General features: G+C 51.0%; 13 protein-coding genes and 1 pseudogene. 10 read left to right on the plus strand and 4 right to left on the minus strand.

The annotated features are described in order from the left end of the window. Positions 1 to 49 precede the first annotated feature (49 nt). From ACKWCC_RS09345 to ACKWCC_RS09360, 4 genes and pseudogenes are all read left to right on the plus strand, one after another. On the plus strand, positions 50 to 2,740 hold the full coding sequence (locus ACKWCC_RS09345) for a DNA gyrase/topoisomerase IV subunit A (protein ID WP_413995658.1): 2,691 nt from the start codon (positions 50 to 52) through the stop codon (positions 2,738 to 2,740). Positions 2,741 to 2,880: 140 nt separating this feature from the next. Next, positions 2,881 to 3,837 carry a sterol desaturase family protein gene (locus ACKWCC_RS09350; protein WP_413995659.1) on the plus strand — a complete coding sequence of 319 codons (957 nt, stop codon included), beginning with the start codon at positions 2,881 to 2,883 and terminating at the stop codon, positions 3,835 to 3,837. Between the two features lie 342 nt (positions 3,838 to 4,179). Next, positions 4,180 to 4,977 carry a TIGR00266 family protein gene (locus ACKWCC_RS09355; RefSeq protein ID WP_413995660.1) on the plus strand — a complete coding sequence of 266 codons (798 nt, stop codon included), beginning with the start codon at positions 4,180 to 4,182 and terminating at the stop codon, positions 4,975 to 4,977. 141 nt (positions 4,978 to 5,118) lie between these two features. After that, positions 5,119 to 5,710: pseudogene (locus tag ACKWCC_RS09360) on the plus strand (DUF2461 domain-containing protein). A 5-nt stretch (positions 5,711 to 5,715) separates the two neighbouring features. On the opposite strand, the gene ACKWCC_RS09365 reads toward ACKWCC_RS09360, so the two are convergent. Then, the gene (locus tag ACKWCC_RS09365) at positions 5,716 to 7,278 is read right to left on the minus strand and encodes a M81 family metallopeptidase (protein WP_413995661.1); all 1,563 of its coding nucleotides are present in this window, start codon (positions 7,276 to 7,278) and stop codon (positions 5,716 to 5,718) included. Positions 7,279 to 7,418: 140 nt separating this feature from the next. Between ACKWCC_RS09365 and ACKWCC_RS09370 the strand changes: the two genes are divergently transcribed. The 3 genes from ACKWCC_RS09370 to ACKWCC_RS09380 all read left to right on the plus strand — a co-directional run bounded on the left by ACKWCC_RS09370 (position 7,419) and on the right by ACKWCC_RS09380 (position 10,489). After that, positions 7,419 to 9,119 (plus strand): GMC oxidoreductase, encoded by a 1,701-nt coding sequence (locus ACKWCC_RS09370; protein WP_413995662.1) that lies wholly within the window; start codon positions 7,419 to 7,421, stop codon positions 9,117 to 9,119. Between the two features lie 5 nt (positions 9,120 to 9,124). Next, positions 9,125 to 9,718, plus strand: coding sequence for a gluconate 2-dehydrogenase subunit 3 family protein (locus tag ACKWCC_RS09375; RefSeq protein ID WP_413995663.1), 594 nt, complete (start codon positions 9,125 to 9,127; stop codon positions 9,716 to 9,718). A gap of 189 nt (positions 9,719 to 9,907) precedes the next feature. Then, positions 9,908 to 10,489 (plus strand): NUDIX domain-containing protein, encoded by a 582-nt coding sequence (locus tag ACKWCC_RS09380; RefSeq protein ID WP_413995664.1) that lies wholly within the window; start codon positions 9,908 to 9,910, stop codon positions 10,487 to 10,489. 101 nt (positions 10,490 to 10,590) lie between these two features. Here the strand turns inward: ACKWCC_RS09380 and ACKWCC_RS09385 are convergent, their stop codons facing one another. Further along, positions 10,591 to 11,859 carry a D-alanyl-D-alanine carboxypeptidase gene (locus ACKWCC_RS09385; protein ID WP_413995665.1) on the minus strand — a complete coding sequence of 423 codons (1,269 nt, stop codon included), beginning with the start codon at positions 11,857 to 11,859 and terminating at the stop codon, positions 10,591 to 10,593. A gap of 171 nt (positions 11,860 to 12,030) precedes the next feature. On the opposite strand from ACKWCC_RS09385, the gene ACKWCC_RS09390 reads away from it, so the two are divergent. Then, the gene (locus ACKWCC_RS09390) at positions 12,031 to 12,243 is read left to right on the plus strand and encodes a hypothetical protein (protein ID WP_413995666.1); all 213 of its coding nucleotides are present in this window, start codon (positions 12,031 to 12,033) and stop codon (positions 12,241 to 12,243) included. Positions 12,244 to 12,294: 51 nt separating this feature from the next. Here the strand turns inward: ACKWCC_RS09390 and ACKWCC_RS09395 are convergent, their stop codons facing one another. Next, positions 12,295 to 13,233 (minus strand): hydrogen peroxide-inducible genes activator, encoded by a 939-nt coding sequence (locus tag ACKWCC_RS09395; protein ID WP_413995667.1) that lies wholly within the window; start codon positions 13,231 to 13,233, stop codon positions 12,295 to 12,297. 174 nt (positions 13,234 to 13,407) lie between these two features. Here ACKWCC_RS09395 and ACKWCC_RS09400 point away from each other — a divergent pair, with 174 nt between their 5' ends. After that, positions 13,408 to 14,319: a sterol desaturase family protein gene (locus ACKWCC_RS09400; protein WP_413995668.1), complete on the plus strand. Its 912-nt coding sequence runs from the start codon at positions 13,408 to 13,410 to the stop codon at positions 14,317 to 14,319. 148 nt (positions 14,320 to 14,467) lie between these two features. Here ACKWCC_RS09400 and ACKWCC_RS09405 read toward each other — a convergent pair whose 3' ends face one another. Then, the gene (locus tag ACKWCC_RS09405) at positions 14,468 to 15,415 is read right to left on the minus strand and encodes a DUF1853 family protein (protein WP_413995669.1); all 948 of its coding nucleotides are present in this window, start codon (positions 15,413 to 15,415) and stop codon (positions 14,468 to 14,470) included. Between the two features lie 23 nt (positions 15,416 to 15,438). Between ACKWCC_RS09405 and ACKWCC_RS09410 the strand changes: the two genes are divergently transcribed. After that, the gene (locus ACKWCC_RS09410; RefSeq protein WP_413995670.1) at positions 15,439 to 16,593 is read left to right on the plus strand and encodes a vWA domain-containing protein; all 1,155 of its coding nucleotides are present in this window, start codon (positions 15,439 to 15,441) and stop codon (positions 16,591 to 16,593) included. The last annotated feature ends 25 nt before the right edge of the window (positions 16,594 to 16,618 follow it).

Here is a 16,618-nt window from a genome sequence, read left to right on the forward strand (position 1 = left end):
GGGCACTTCACAAGAGGTGCCGAGGAACAAAAACAACAATAACGTCTTCATGGAGGAACAGGAGGATTTGAACAAGGAGCAACAAGAAGATACCCAAGGGGGCGAGACCCCCAACAACGAAAACGGAGATGCCCTTACCCGGGTCACCGGAATGTACAAGGATTGGTTCTTGGATTATGCCTCCTACGTGATCCTGGAGCGGGCCGTACCGGCCATTGAAGACGGTTTTAAACCCGTGCAGCGGCGCATCATGCACGCCCTAAAGGAGTTGGACGACGGGCGTTACAACAAAGTGGCCAATGTGGTGGGGCACACCATGCAGTACCACCCGCACGGGGATGCCAGTATTGCCGACGCCATGGTGCAACTGGGGCAAAAAGACCTTTTGATAGACACCCAGGGCAACTGGGGCAACATCCTAACCGGAGACAGTGCGGCCGCCTCCCGTTATATTGAGGCCAGACTGTCCAAATTTGCCCTGGAAGTGGTCTTTAGCCCCAAGATCACGGAGTGGCAAATGTCCTACGACGGCCGCAAGAAAGAGCCGGTGAACCTGCCGATGAAGTTTCCCCTGCTATTGGCACAGGGCGCAGAGGGCATCGCCGTGGGCCTGAGCACCAAGATTTTGCCCCACAACTTCAATGAGCTCATCGATGCCTCCATTAAGCACCTGAAAGGGCAGCGCTTTACCCTTTTTCCCGATTTTCCCACGGCCGGCATCATCGATGTGAGCAATTATAACGACGGTTTGCGCGGGGGCAAGGTGCGCGTGCGGGCCAAGATCTCCCAGTACGACAAGAATACCTTGGTGATCAATGAAATACCCTATGGCACCAATACCTCCTCCCTCATTGACTCCATTCTCAAGGCCAATGACAAGGGGAAAATCAAAATAAAAAAAATAGAGGACAATACGGCGGCAGCGGTAGAGATCCTGGTGCACCTGCCCTCTGGCATCTCTCCGGACAAGACCATGGATGCCCTGTACGCCTTTACGGCCTGTGAGTCTTCCATATCCCCGCTGGGATGCATCATTGAGGACAACAAGCCCCTTTTTATCGGGGTCACGGAGATGTTGCGCCGCTCCACGGATGCCACGGTAAACCTTCTGGGACGGGAACTGGAAATACAGCTGGGGGAACTGGAAGAACAATGGCACTTTGCCTCCCTGGAACGCATTTTCATAGAGAACCGGATTTACCGGGACATTGAGGAAGAAGAAACCTGGGAAGGGGTGATCCAAGCCATTGACAAGGGGCTGAAACCCCACACCGGCCATTTGCGCAGGGCCGTGACCGAGGAAGACATTCTAAGGCTCACCGAAATACGGATCAAAAGGATTTCCAAGTTCGATCTGGACAAGGCACAGCAGCAACTGGAGGCCCTGCAGGAAAAAATTGCCGAGGTAAAGCACCATTTGGCCCATTTGACGGAGTTTGCCATAGACTACTTTAAAAAGCTCAAGGCCACCTACGGCAAGGGCAGGGAACGAAAATCTGAAATCAGGATCTTTGATGACATAGAGGCCACCAAGGTGGTCATTAGGAACACCAAGCTCTACGTGAACCGGGATGAGGGATTTGTGGGCACTGCCCTGAAACGGGACGAATACGTGACCGATTGCAGCGATATTGATGACATCATCGTCTTTACGGCAGACGGCAAGATGATGGTGACCAAGGTAGATGCCAAAACCTTCGTGGGCAAGGGCATTATACACGTGGCCATCTTTAAAAAGAAAGATAAGCGCACCATCTACAACATGATCTACAAGGATGGCAAAAGTGGGCCCACCCACATCAAAAGGTTCAGCGTTACCAGTATTACCCGGGACAGGCCCTATGACCTTACCCCCGGAAAGGCGGGCTCCAAGGTGCTTTATTTTTCGGCCAATCCCAACGGGGAGGCAGAGGTGGTCACCATTAACTTGAGACAGGCCGGCAGTATCAAGAAGCTGAAATGGGACATTGATTTTGCCGATGTCCTCATCAAGGGAAGGGCGTCCAAGGGCAACATCGTCACCAAATACAATGTAAAGCGCATAGAGCTCAAGGAAAAGGGCGTCTCTACCCTAAAGCCCAGGAAAATCTGGTTCGATGACGTGGTGCGCAGGTTGAACGTGGATGGCAGGGGAGAGCTATTGGGCGAGTTCAGCGGGGACGATCTCTTGCTCATCATAACCCAAAAGGGCATTGTAAAGACCATAAGCCCCGTGCTTACGGCACATTTTGACCAAGACATGATCGTGCTGGAGAAGTGGGTGCCCGAAAAGCCCATCTCCGCTGTTTATTGGGAAGGTGAGAAAGAGCGGTTTTATGTGAAGCGCTTTTTGGTGGAAAACGAGAACAAGGAAGAACTCTTTATCACGGAACACCCAAAATCTTACCTGGAGCTGGTCTCCACGGACTGGCGCCCCGTAATGGAGGTCACCTTTCCCAAACCAAGGGGAAAGGACCCCAAGGACCCTTTGGAAATCCCGCTGGAGGACTTTATCGCCGTTAAGGGCATCCGTGCCCAGGGGAACCAACTTACCCCAGAGAAGGTAAAGCAGATCAACGCGCTGGAGCCACTGCCCTATGAGCCACCCGCAAAAACCCCCACCAACGAAATGGAAGTGGTGGACGAAGAAAATGTGGAAGCCGGAGACCCCGACCAAAAAACAAGGGAAAACAAGGAAAAGGATGCCGGTGGGCCACCGGAAGCATCGGGCAAGGATGATGGGCAGACCACGTTGTTCTAAACCAGATGGTCAGATTTCCTTTATCCTTTGCCCCTTCTTGTTTAAGGGTGGCAAGGAAGCCTGATCTTTTACCATCATAAAAAGTGAACACTTTAGAGCATATCTACTTTAATGGTTATATTTAGCCAAATTTGTTGAGAATGGATTTTACCAACCCCCTGGTGTACGGCGTACCCTGTTTCATTGCCTTTATTTTATTGGAGCTCACCTATAGCAAAACCCACGGAGACGACGATCTCTATGACTGGAAAGACCTCTTTGCCAGCGGGTTCATGGGGGTGGGGAGTGCCATCATTGGGCCGTTCTTCAAGGTGGTCTTTGCCATTGTGCTCTTTAAGGCCACGTTTGAGTTCTTCAATCCCGAAGTGGATGGTGTGCGCACCCATCTCCTGGGCTACGAGTCCTTTGGTTATGCCTGGTGGGTGTTTTTGTTGTGCCAGTTGGCAGATGACTTTACCTACTATTGGTTCCATAGGGCCAATCATGAGGTCAGGGTGCTTTGGGCCGCCCATATTGTGCACCATTCCTCGGATAATTTTAATCTGGGAACGGCCATCCGAAACGGTTGGTTCACCATTCTGTACAAGCCGCTCTTCTATATGTGGATGCCGGCAGTGGGCTTTCCGCCGGAAGTGGTCATGGTATGCCTGGGCATAGAGGCCTTGTGGCAGTTTCAGTTGCATTCCGTCTATGTGCCCAAATTGGGCTGGGTAGAGAAAATTTTCAATACCCATACGATGCACCAGGTGCACCACGCCCAAAATGTGGAATATCTGGACAAAAACCATGGCGGTTTCCTCAATATTTTCGACAAGATGTTCGGCACCTGGAAGGAGTTGGACGATGATATCGACGTTAAATACGGGGTGATCCACCCTCCAAAGACCCACAACCCCATTGAAATCTTAACGCACGAGTACAGGGACATTTGGCGGGATGTAAAGAAATCGCCCAAGCTTTCCCATAAGCTCATGTACATCTTCGGTCCCCCGGGATGGAGCCATGACGGCAGCACCATGACCGTAAAGCAACAGCAACGGTTGTTTGAAGAGCAGAAAAAAATGAATCCGCAAATGGCCTTTGAACGTCCCAATTGAGTGGCGTTTCCGCATAAATTACAGTGTTCCGCTTTGCGGAAAGGATAGCTACGTTTTTTTTGATGTCCATTCCACAGGCTCCAAAAGGGTTCGGAAAGGCAAAGGAAACCACCTTCCTTCTTTATTTCATATACGTCAGGGTACAAGGGCGGACATCCACCATGGCACCAAACCCCATTACTTTTTCAGCTGTTCCCGATCGCGTCGTTGCATTAAATATTGTACTTTTAGGTGGGCATCGCCAAGAGCTTGCCCTGCCATAGGGATAAGGTGCTTTTGGCACCAAAAAAGCAGTACAAGAACTTATGGAAATCAGTAGAACCAACAATAAAACATTTCAATATGAACGCACACGAAATAGACTACCAGATCTACGGCGAGGAAATGCAATATGTGGAAATAGAGCTGGATCCCCAAGAAGCTGTGGTGGCTGAGGCCGGCAGTTTTATGATGATGGATTCCGAGATAAGGATGAACACCATTTTTGGTGACGGTTCCAATCAGGAAAAAGGGGTGCTGGGCAAATTGTTCTCGGCCGGAAAGCGCATGCTCACGGGAGAAAGCCTTTTCATGACCGCCTTTTTAAACGCGGGCCAAGGGAAAAAAAAGGTAAGTTTCGCATCGCCCTACCCGGGCAAGATCGTACCTGTGGACCTTTCTGAGACCAACGGAAAGTTCATTTGCCAAAAGGATGCGTTTCTATGCGCGGCCCAGGGGGTATCCGTGGGAGTGGAGTTCTCCAAGAAATTGGGCCGCGGACTCTTTGGCGGGGAAGGTTTTATCATGCAGAAATTGGAAGGGGACGGCCTGGCCTTTGTCCATGCGGGCGGCACCTTGGCCAAAAAGCAACTGGCGGCCGGGGAAACCCTTAAGGTGGACACCGGGTGCATCGTGGGCTTTACCCAGACCGTGGACTACGATATTGAGTTCGTGGGCGGCATAAAGAACACCATTTTTGGCGGGGAAGGGCTGTTCTTTGCCAGACTCAGGGGCCCGGGTACCGTGTATGTGCAGTCCCTGCCCTTTAGTAGGCTGGCCGGCCGTATCCTGGCATCCGTTCCCCGGGGCGGAAAGGACAAGGGCGAGGGCAGTATTCTTGGCGGGCTGGGCGATATCATTGGGGGCGATAACCGGTTCTGATCGGGTGCCCCACCACGGCCATTTACCAGATGGGGGCCTGTAACCCAAGGAACAGCTCCTATCAACAACTTATACCAAATGGATTTTAAAGAACAGGTCTCTTTTCTAAAGGCCCTTCAACAGAACAACAATAAGGAATGGATGGACGCCAACCGAAAATGGTACGTGGCCGTCCGCAACGACTTCATAACCTGGCTCGATGGCATAAATGCCCAGTTGGCCGAGCTGGATGATGGGTATTATGACACCCCGGGGAAGAAGGGCATCAATCGCATTAACAACAACCTTATGTTCCACCCCAACAAACCGGTGTACAAAGACCATTTTGGCGCGGGTTTGGACAAACGGCCCAATACGGGCGACTTCTATATTGAAATTGGGGTACAGCGCTGCATGTTCGCGGGGGGTCTCTGGCGCCCCGACCCAAAAAGGCTGCGCAGCATTCGCAATGCCATTGACTACAATGGGGAAGTGCTTAGGTATCTTGTCCCAACCCACCTTTAAAAAGCGGTTTGGCGGCCTTTATGAGGACACCAAACTGCAAAAGGCACCCAAGGGGTTCTCCAATGAGCATCCGCACATAGAACTGTTGCGCCACAAAACCTTTGCCGTGGCCACTGAATTTAAGACCGCGGAAGTGCACCAAAGGGATTTTGATCAAAAAGTGATCGCCGCTTATATGGAAATGCTGCCGTTCAGACGGTACTTGAACCAGGCCCTGACCGTGGTCTAACCATCCTACAACTGATCCGATGCGCGCAGCAGGCGCGCACTCAGGTCTGGGTCCTCCATATCCTTGTCCAACGGAAACATGGGGCGTTTTATGTGCTTGTAGTCCAAGCGCTCCAAATCTTGGTCCACGCCCCCTGGGGTCAGTGCCATGACCCAATCGCCCCGCATATCATAAAGTTCCGGTACCAGATAGCCAATTTTCACCAGCACAATGTCTGCCGCACGGGGATTGAGGTCCAGATCGGTGAAATCGGCCTCTTGGTGGTAGGGTTTGCGCTGTTGGGTTACAATGACGCTCAAGCTGCCCATTTTTACCACCACTTCCACCTTGGCATCGCGATCGCCCTCGCGTATGGCGGTCACCGTGCCTTCCAGTAGCAGGGGAGGGGCAAAGCGATGATCTACCTGTGCCCCGGCAAGGGCGGAGACTTTCCCGCCCACGCCCACCTCAAGGGCCTGGGCCACAAGTTCGGGTCCGGGAATGGAAGCGTAGATAAGGCTGGGGCCATCGTCCGACTTAAACTCGGGACGTTGCATCAGTTCGCGCAGGGTCCAGGTGACATCCCCAGCTCCCCCTGCGGTGGGGTTATCGCCCATATCACTGATCATAAAGGGCTTTTTGTCGCTTTTTAGGGCCATTTCCAAGCTCTCGTCCAAGGTGGCCACCGGGGCCACGAATTCAAAATCGTTCCGCACTGCCCAATAGGCGGCTGCCAGTTCCTCGGCCGCTTGGGTCACCTGCTCCTTGTCATCCCCAACCGCCATCACCACACCGTGGTTTCTGGCTTCATCGGCCCAAGGGTAGCCCATCCAAATGGCCGCATCGACCACCCCTTCCCGCTTTTCATACTCCGGGATCTTGGCGTAAAGGCTTTTCCCCGGCTCTATGCGGGTACTGGTCTTTTCCCCTGGCAGCAGAATGGGTACGGGAACCCAGGCCTTGTAGGCGGGTTTTCCCTTACCGCTCTCCAATCTGTCCAACAGATTGGTAATGGCCCGTGCCTTGGATTCCAGTGCATCTTCGTGCGGGGCCATGCGGTAACAGGTAATGAGGTCCGAATGTTCGGCCAAGGTTTTGGTCACATTGCCGTGCAGGTCCATGGAGGTGCTGATCATAACGTCCTTGCCCACCACTTCGCGAATGCGTTTGATCAGATCGCCCTCTGCATCTTCCAGGCCCACCACGCTCATGGCACCGTGGATGTCAAAGAAAAGACCATCGTAGGGACCGTTTTCCTCCAGCATTTTCAGGGTTTTGCCCACCATGGACTCGTAGGCTTCCCGGGTAACAATGCCGCCGGGAAGGGATTTTCCCAGAAGCGTGGGCACCCATTGCGCACGTTCACGAATGTCACTGCCCTCTTTAAAAAAGGGATAACGGCCAAAGATGGAGTCCCCGATACGGGCATGGAAGGCCGCTTCCTCCGTTTGTGCCGGGGAAAAGGTGCTGGACTCTATCCCTATGCCCGCAATGGCCACTTTGGGCAGCTTGTTTTTCTTTGTTTGGTGAGAATTACAGCCCAAGCAGAACAATAAGCAAAGAAATACGAAGGTGGAAAGTGTTTTCAAGACAGTGACATTTTAGGTTGATGGATAAATAGAAGCGCCGTTATCATTATGGCGCCTAAAGTTACCCCCAATTTTCAGATTGGAAAAAAGAAACCTGGTTTTTTCAAGGATTGATTAACTTAGTCAAAAATTAAAGTAGTATGGCAAACTACAATATAGATGCCAAGAAAGACACCACCTATGATGCCATAGTCATTGGTTCTGGCATCAGCGGGGGCTGGGCGGCCAAGGAGCTCTGTGAAAAAGGACTCAAGACATTGGTCTTGGAGCGGGGGCGCATTGTGGAGCATGTGGTAGATTACCCTACCATGAACCTGGACCCATGGGACAGTGAATTGCGTGGCGGACTTACCCCGGAGCAAAAGAAAAAGCACTATAAAAAAATGCGCTCCGGATGGATGGGAACGGATACCCTGCATTTTTGGGCAGATGATGAGGCCAACCCCTACACGGAAGAGAAACCGTTCTTGTGGTTGCGGGCCCACCAGATGGGAGGGCGCTCCATTCTTTGGGGCAAGCAGACCTACCGTTGGAGCGATCTGGATTTTGAGGCCAATGCCAAGGACGGCCATGGGGTGGACTGGCCCATACGCTACAAGGACATTGCCCCATGGTACACCTATGTGGAGAAGTTTGCCGGCATTAGCGGGGAGCCCTTGGGACTGCCGCAGTTGCCAGACAGTCACTTCTTGCCGCCAATGGAAATGAACTGTGTGGAAAAGCATATCAAGGAAAGAATAGAAAAGTCCTTCCAGGGAAGAAACATGATCATAGGCCGCTGTGCCCACCTCACGGTGCCCCATAATGGTCGGGGCCAATGCCAAAATAGGAACCGTTGCAGTCGTGGATGTCCCTTTGGTGCCTATTTCAGCAGCAATGCCGTGACCTTGCCCGCGGCCCACGCCACCGGCAACCTTACCATTAGGCCCTTCAGTATTGTACAGTCCGTCATCTATGACGATGCCAAGGGGAGGGCCACCGGGGTGCGCATCATCGATGCCGAGACCAATGAGGATATCGAATACTCCGCCAAGGTCATTTTCTGCAATGCCAGTACCTTGAGCACCACCCAGATCCTGCTCAATTCCAAATCCTCGCGCTTTGAGAATGGCTTGGGCAATGACAGCGGTGAACTGGGGCACAATTTAATGGACCATACCTACAGGGTGGGCGCCCTGGGAACGGTAAAGGGGTTTGAGGATAAATACTATAAGGGCAGAAGGCCCAATGGCATCTACATTCCCCGTTATTGGAACATTGATGAAAAAACAAGGACAGATCGCTTTCTGCGCGGATTTGGGTACCAGGGCGCCGCTGCCCGTGGCGGTAACCCGGCCAACAGTCCAGAATTTGGCGCCAATTTCAAGGATGCAATGTTAAAACCCGGACCTTGGGAATTTTTCATTACCGGATTTGCCGAATGTCTTCCCTACCATGAGAACAAGGTGCACCTGAACCACGAGGTTACGGACAAATGGGGACAGCCCACCCTGACCATCGATGCGGAGTTCAAGGAAAACGAAAAGGCCATAAACAAGCAGATACAGGAAGATGCCGTACAAATGCTGGAGACCGCTGGTCTGGAAAACGTGATGGGCTTTGACAACGAGCATTCCCCAGGATGGGGCGTGCATGAAATGGGGACGGCCCGTATGGGAAGGGACCCAAAGACCTCCGTGCTCAACGGTTTTAACCAAGTGCACGGCGCAAAGAACGTCTTTGTCACCGATGGGGCCTGCATGACCTCTTCCTCCTGTGTAAACCCCAGTTTAACGTATATGGCCATTACCGCCAGGGCTGCCAACCACGCCGTGGAAGAACTTAACAGAAGAAATATATAAGGATGATGGATAGAAGAAAAGCACTAAAACATACGGGATTATGGGTTGGGGCCGCGGTGGCCACGCCCACACTGCTATCGCTCTTGCAGTCATGCAAAAATGAAGCACGACCCGCTTGGCAACCGGAATTCTTTTCGGACCATGAGGCCATGACCATTGGGGCCTTGGTGGACACTATTCTGCCCAGGACGGATACCCCGGGAGCCCTGGACGTAAAGGTCGATGTTTTTTTGGACAAGGTATTCTCACGAACTTACGATGCCGAAGGCCAAAACCAGATCAGGCAGGAAATTGCCGCCTTTAATGAAGAGGCCCAGGAGAACTTTGGGGGCCCTTTTGCCCAACTCACCAACGGGGACCAAGCAAAAATGTTGGTAACGGCAGAAAAAAAATCGGCGACCTTCAACCCTGGAATTTGGGGGAAGACGGTGGGAGACCAAGAACCTGTTGGGTTTTATCGCTCCATAAAAGCAATGGCCATATGGGCCTATATGACTTCTGAGGAAATAGGGGAGAACGTGCTTTCCTATGACCCCATGCCCGGAAATTATGAGGGCTGTAAGCCGGTTTCCGAGGTAGGCAACAAGTGGAGCCTTTAGATAATGCACCCGTGGCGCACATAGATGGTTGGCCTTGACTTTTATGGGCCAGGCGGTTGTTGTGTTGGGCTGCCGGTCTGTCTTTAAATTGCTTTTAAAGCCTATCTTTTTGGGTAAATTGCCAAATAACCCACTCCCATTTACAAGAAACGGGATATACCTTCGTTCTAAAAAGCAGTTATCTGGGTCATGAAGCAAGCAGAAATACGGAACGTTAAGGAAGAAGTACTCTCCGACGGTTGGTACACCCTTAAAAAGTACACATTTGATTATCTAAGGGAAGACCGCTCCTGGGAGAACCAGCAACGGGAATCATATGATTGTGGTGATGGTGCCGCCATATTATTGTACCACAAGGAACGGAAAACGGTGGTCATGACCCGTCAATTTCGGATGCCCACCTATGTGAACGATAACAAGGAGGGCATGATGGTAGAGGTCTGTGCCGGACTGTTGGACGGACTGTCTCCCGAAGAATGTATAAAAAAGGAGGCTTTGGAAGAGACCGGATATGAGATCCGCGAGGTCTCTGAGGTCATGAGCGCCTACATGTGCCCGGGATCCGTAACCCAAAAACTCCACCTTTTTGTGGGGGAATATAGAGATGAAATGAAGGTCTCCGAGGGCGGAGGTGCCGTGGATGAGACCGAGAACATAGAAGTACTGGAGCTTCCGTTCAAGGAGGCCCTCTCCATGGCGCACAATGGGGCCATACGGGACGCCAAGAGCATCATGCTCTTGCAGTACGCGGCAATGCAAGGCTTGCTCTAGGGGCTATCCAACCCATATTGCCCCTAGGCTTTACTCGATTAATGGCCCACGGGCCCGTACCACTGTTCCTTCTTTGGGCAACAAATCCAAGATCTTTCTTTTCAATAAGTGTCCCGTATATGCTCAAAGAAGCGCTGCATCCGTTCTTTGACCTGGGCCGTGGGCTTTCTGTAATGATTGTTCATAAAACTGAACAGCAGCGTCTTCCCGGAACGCGTCATTAAATATCCGCTTAGGCAATAGTTGTTTCCCAAGCTCCCCGATTTGGCAAAAATGTAAGGCCCATCTTTGGAAGCATACCCATCTTTCAGGGTGCCCGAGACCCCACCGGCGGGGAAGATGCGGAACAAACGCTCCCGAGGCACTTCTTTCAGCAACTTGTCCAGTACGTGCACCATGGATTGTGGGGTGAACAGGTTGTAGCGGGAGAGCCCGGAGCCATCTACCCAACGTGGCATTTGGGGCAGGTCTCCAAGGGGGCCGTCCAGCACCCTGGTCCTGGCCAAACCGCTCTGCAAGGTATCGGTCCATACCGAGGCCGCCAAAAGGAGCAGCTGTTCCGCGATAAAATTGTCGCTATCCTGCATCAGTAAGGTATAGAGGGAATCGGCCGGGGACCCGTACAGTGTGCTTTTAGGCCCCGGCGGCATTTCTTTTGAGAGCTTCACCGGCTTGTCCAACGCCAACTGCAACATCCCGTGCACTGTCTTGTTCGTGGCCTTGAAGGGCACTTGCAAGGTATCGGTGCGTCCTGCATCATAATAAAACAGATTACGGTCTTCCAGTCGGTTAACGTCCGCCATTTCCGGGACAATACTATCGCGGAAATAGGTGGGGATCGCCCTTGGAGACCCATCTACATTGAACAGGGTGGCCAAATTGCCATAAAGCGGCAGGGCGCTGCGCTCCGGAGCGTAACGGACATCATAATCTTCCCAGGACCAACCCGGGCCAAAGCGCCCATCCTTGAAATTGCCCGTGACCCAGACCAAGTGCTCCTTTTGTTTTAGGAAGTGGAGGGCAGTACTGTCCTTCAGCGCGGTATGCAAGAAAGAGGGATCTCCGGTACCTTCAAAGTAAAGGGTGTCTTTTCGCTCTAGATACTTCAGGGCGGGAATATGTTGCGGCAAGGCCTTTAGTGCCGTGTACAGCGTAAAGATCTTGGTGTTGCTTGCCGGGGTAAAATATTTCTTGCTGTTTTTGCTGTAAAGGGTGTCTTTGCTAAGGGCATCCACAATGAGCACCCCCGTGAATTGGTGGTCATAAAAGGCCCCATTTAGACCTTTTTCCACCACCTTCACGATCTTTTTTTTGGGGGTGGCACACCCAATGGCAAGCAAGAGCAATAGAACGGAAACACCTTTTCCCATTTAATTTAACCAATTAAAAATAACATCGCAAATAATTGAAATACAGAAGGTTGAATTCAATTCAAGAATGTTAATTAACAATCCTTGGTTTTATTTAACATTTCTATTGCAATTTAGGGCGCTATTTGGTGTTAAATTTACGAAGCAACTAATTAATAAATCATCTTTTGTATGGCAAATTCTATGTTGGAGTACAGTAAGACGGTGCTAAAAAAAGTTAGTTTTGATGTACGGTTATTTAGAAAAGAGCTTAAAAAGGCCCTTTTGAACCTGCTGCCCCACGAAGTGGAGGAATTACTGGCCTGGTTGGAACGCTTCACGACCGACAAGCCGGAACTCAAACAAAGTTTACTTCTTATTAAAAATAATAAAAGGCCTTTTTAAAGGCCTTTTTTTTTTTGCGGGAAGATCTGGATGGCCCTTGGCCAAGAAGGTTCACTTTTGGGACAAGGGGCTCACGATCTTTACGTCTTGGAAGGCAATGGCGCCCCGTACCACCGCGGCAATGGTCTCCTTCAAAACTTCGGTAATATGCAGTTTCAGTTCATTTTTATGATAAATGATGCTCACTTCACGGGCCGGTGGCGGATCTTGGAAGAATTTTAGGTTTTTGCGGTGTTCTGCGTCCAGGGAGAGCGTGTTCAGATACGGCAGCAAGGTCATTCCCAGGCCCTCATCGGCCAGGTTCACCAAGGTCTCAAAACTGCCGCTCTGCAGGCTAAAATGTTCCGGATTGGCGTGCTTGGTATGGCAGAGGTTCAGAACACCTTCCCTAAAGCAGTGCCCGTCCTGTAGCAGCAAAATATCGGACACGTCCAGGTCATCGGGTCTCAGCTCTTTTTGTTGGCCCAAGCGGTGTTCTTTGGGCACATAGCCCACAAATGGCTCGTAATAGAGCGGACGTTCCTTTATAAATTCCACCTGCAAGGGGGTGGCCGCTATGGCGGCATCCAGATGACCGGCCTCCAAATTGCCAATAAGGTCCGCTGTGTTCTGTTCCTTGATGACCAGGTTTACCTTTGGATATTTTTTTATGAAGGTACGCAGGAACATGGGCAATAAGGTGGGCATGATGGTGGGAATGATGCCCAAGGTGTACGTGCCCCCGATATAGCCTTTTTCCTGATCTACGATATCCTTTATCCTGTTGGCCTCGTTTACAATGTTCTTGGCCTGTTCCACGATCTTCTTGCCCACTTCCGTGACGCTTATGGGTTTCTTGCTGCGATCAAAAATCAAAATGTCCAGTTCGTCTTCCAGTTTCTGCACCTGCATGCTCAGGGTGGGCTGGGTAACAAAGCTCTTCTCTGCCGCCAGGGTAAAATTGTGGTGCTCTGCCACGGCCAGAACGTATTGTAGTTGTGTAATGGTCATCTCTTAGTGCAATTAGGCACCAAAAATAGGAAAAGCGATCGCAATTCAGGGGAAACGGCGGAAATATTGAAAGGGGACCTTGGTGGGGTTTTGGTTTAAGCATCTGCCCATGTAACACAGGTTGCACAAGGTGGTGGCACAATTCTTATCTTTGTGAACCTAAAACCAAAGTGAATGCTGGCCTATTTTGATGTCTTTGTCGAGGCTTTTCTGGGTACCCTGGACTGGACGTGGAGATCCGTCTTGTTCCAAGTGCCTTGGTACACCAATTATTTTTGGGGCCTCATTCTCATTTCCCTGGTGGTTTGGTCATTGGAGATTGCCTTTCCCTGGCGCAAGCAGCAAAAAATCTTTAGACAGGATTTTTGGCTGGATGCCTTCTACATGTTCTTCAATTTTTTTCTTTTCGCCATCGTGGTAAACGGTGTTTATGCCCTGTTGGAAGCTGCTTTTGCCAATGTGGGCATCACCCTACAAAGTTTGGCCCTGATCAATACCAAGACCTGGCCCGTTTGGGCAGAATTGTTGCTCTTTTTTGTGGTGTTGGATTTTGTTCAGTGGTTCACCCATATTCTATTGCACAGATATCCCGTGCTCTGGGAGTTTCACAAAGTGCACCACAGCGTCAAGGAAATGGGCTTTGCCGCCCATCTCCGCTACCACTGGATGGAAAACATCCTGTACAAGCCCTTAAAGACCTTTGGGGTAATGCTCTTGGGGGGCTTTGAGCCCGAGCATGCCTACATTGTCCATTTTGCCGCCATTGCCATAGGACATCTGAACCATAGCAATATTAAGTTGGATTGGGGGCCCTTGAAATATGTGCTCAACAACCCGGTGATGCATCTGTACCACCACGCCCATGCCTTGCCAAAGGGACGGTACGGGGTAAACTTTGGCATAAGCTTAAGCCTGTGGGATTATATCTTTAACACCCATTTCGTGCCCGAGGACAGTGGCACCATTGAATTGGGATTCCCAGGGGAAGAGACCCTTCCCAAGGATTTTTTGGGTCAGCTTACCCATGGTTTCGGCAGAAAAAAGGCCCACAGGGCCAAGGGTGGCAAAAATGCAGGGCTGCCTTAAGGCCTAGGGATGTAAAACGGCGCCTTGCCCCATACGTTGCGCTCCATCCCAAGGTGGGGTGTGGTGGGTTGGAGGCAGTGCAGAACGGAAAGCGATGCCCAATGTTAAGGGAAAGGCCCCGCTTCCTTACGCTGCGGTCCGTAGCTTGTCAGGGCCACCAGACCACAAAAAACTTTTCCAAATCCCCGTTCGCTTTCAGCATCCAGACCATGGGCGCATTTTTCTTTAGCATATGGAGGTTCACTTCCAAAAGGGTTTCATAATGACCTTGCCAGGCCACGCCCAAATGTGGGTCTATGGGCCATTCCCTTTTGTGGGGCAGGTAAAAACGGGCACCCTTAAAATAGGGTCCTTTAAAATCATGGAGGCGCAACCAGTATCCTTTTATGGCGGCGTGCCGCAGGGGTCTTATGTTCGCAGGGTCTTGGCCAAAGGGCATGAAGAGCTGTGCCTTAAAGCAGGCTTCTTGCCGTATGCCCATTGGGTCACCTGCTAGGTTTTTCAGCGCGGCGATGGCTTCAGGGGAGCGTAAAAGGGGAAACTGTTGGTCCTTCATCTTTTGTACCTTGGTAAAGAACATGTCCCTCTTGTTGGGGCCCATCAACCGGTGTACGGGTTCGGAAATGGCCGTGTTCACAATATAGAATTTAAAAGTGAGCTCTACATGGACCAATTCCATGGTACTTCGCTCCCTGAGAATAAAGTCCAATTCCCCCAGGGTCTGCTTTTGCCGTCTTATGGGAAGGTTGTGCACCAAGATATCGTGGGTTTTGGATGTTTGCAGCAGCTGTCTGAACACATGTTCCATCTGGTGCCCCAGGCGTATGTTCTGTGGGATGGCTTCCGGGACAAGGCGGTGCAGTTGCACGGACGGGAACTGAAATTGGCGTAGGCCAAACTGCGTGTTTTTCCAAAGTGCCGGCGTGTTCAGAAAACCTTTGAGCTGTAACATGTGCTGGTTGGTGTCCATCATTGGGGGCAAAGGTAGGCAACAAGCTTGGTTTCCCGTTTCTTGGCTTGCGCGGTACGCCATGCTCATCCGGTTCAGGGGCAAAGGGAGAACGTTAACGTTCTCAAAAAATAACTTTGCCCCCATTTAAAATAGCTTAATTTTAGGGTATGGCTATGACAACAAGAAAAGGATTCCGCTTTGTCCCATACGAAGCACCGGAACAAACCCCATTTGAAAAACTTTTTGAAATCTTCCAGGAACTCATCACCCATACTTCGGGAGATTTTGATGAAGCGATCGATTGGCTACGGGAATTGGACAAGGAGTACGCCCTTACGGACGAAAACTATACCATTGACGATTTTATAGAGGATTTAAAGGCCAAGGGCTACATACGGGAAGAGTTTGATATTGGGGATGGTGATGAAAACCCGGATGGGGAGGAGGGCGATGGAAAAGGAAGTATCTCCATTACCGCCAAGATGGAACGCCTTATTAGGCAACGCGCCCTAGATCAAATATTTGGCAAGATCAAGCGCAGCGGAAGCGGAAACCACAAGACCGGAAAATCGGGCAGGGGAGATGAGCACACGGGAGATTTCAGGGAATACCGCTATGGAGATGGTTTGGAGAGCATCAGCATGACGGAAAGCCTCAAGAATGCCCAAATAAACCACGGCATCGGAAATTTTACCTTGGACGAAAACGACCTGGTGGTGGAAGATACCGCGCACAAGGCCCAGATGAGCACCGTGCTCATGATCGATATAAGCCACAGCATGATCCTGTACGGCGAAGACCGCATAACCCCGGCCAAAAAGGTGGCCATGGCCCTGGCCGAACTGATCGTTACCCGATATCCAAAGGACACCTTGGATATTTTGGTGTTTGGCAATGACGCCTGGCCCATACCCATTAAGGACCTGCCCTATCTAAAGGTGGGCCCCTACCACACCAACACCGTGGCCGGGCTGCAGTTGGCCATGGACATGTTAAGGCGCAAGCGCAACACCAACAAGCAGATTTTTATGATCACCGATGGCAAGCCCAGTTGTCTTCGCCTGCCGGACGGAACCTATTACAAAAATAGTGTGGGATTGGATGATTACATTGTGGAGAAATGCTACAACATGGCCCGCCAGGCACGTAAGCTGCACATCCCCATCACCACTTTTATGATCGCCCAGGATCCCTACTTAATGCAGTTTATCCGTCATTTTACCGAGGCCAATAAGGGCAAGGCCTTCTTTACGGGCCTAAAAGGCCTGGGGGAAATGATTTTTGAAGATTACGAAAACAATAGAAAAAAGAGGTTAAAATGATGCTTTCCAGGCCCCAACGGCCTTT

It is taken from the genome of Maribacter aquimarinus, from assembly GCF_047345505.1.
GTDB lineage: Bacteria > Bacteroidota > Bacteroidia > Flavobacteriales > Flavobacteriaceae > Maribacter.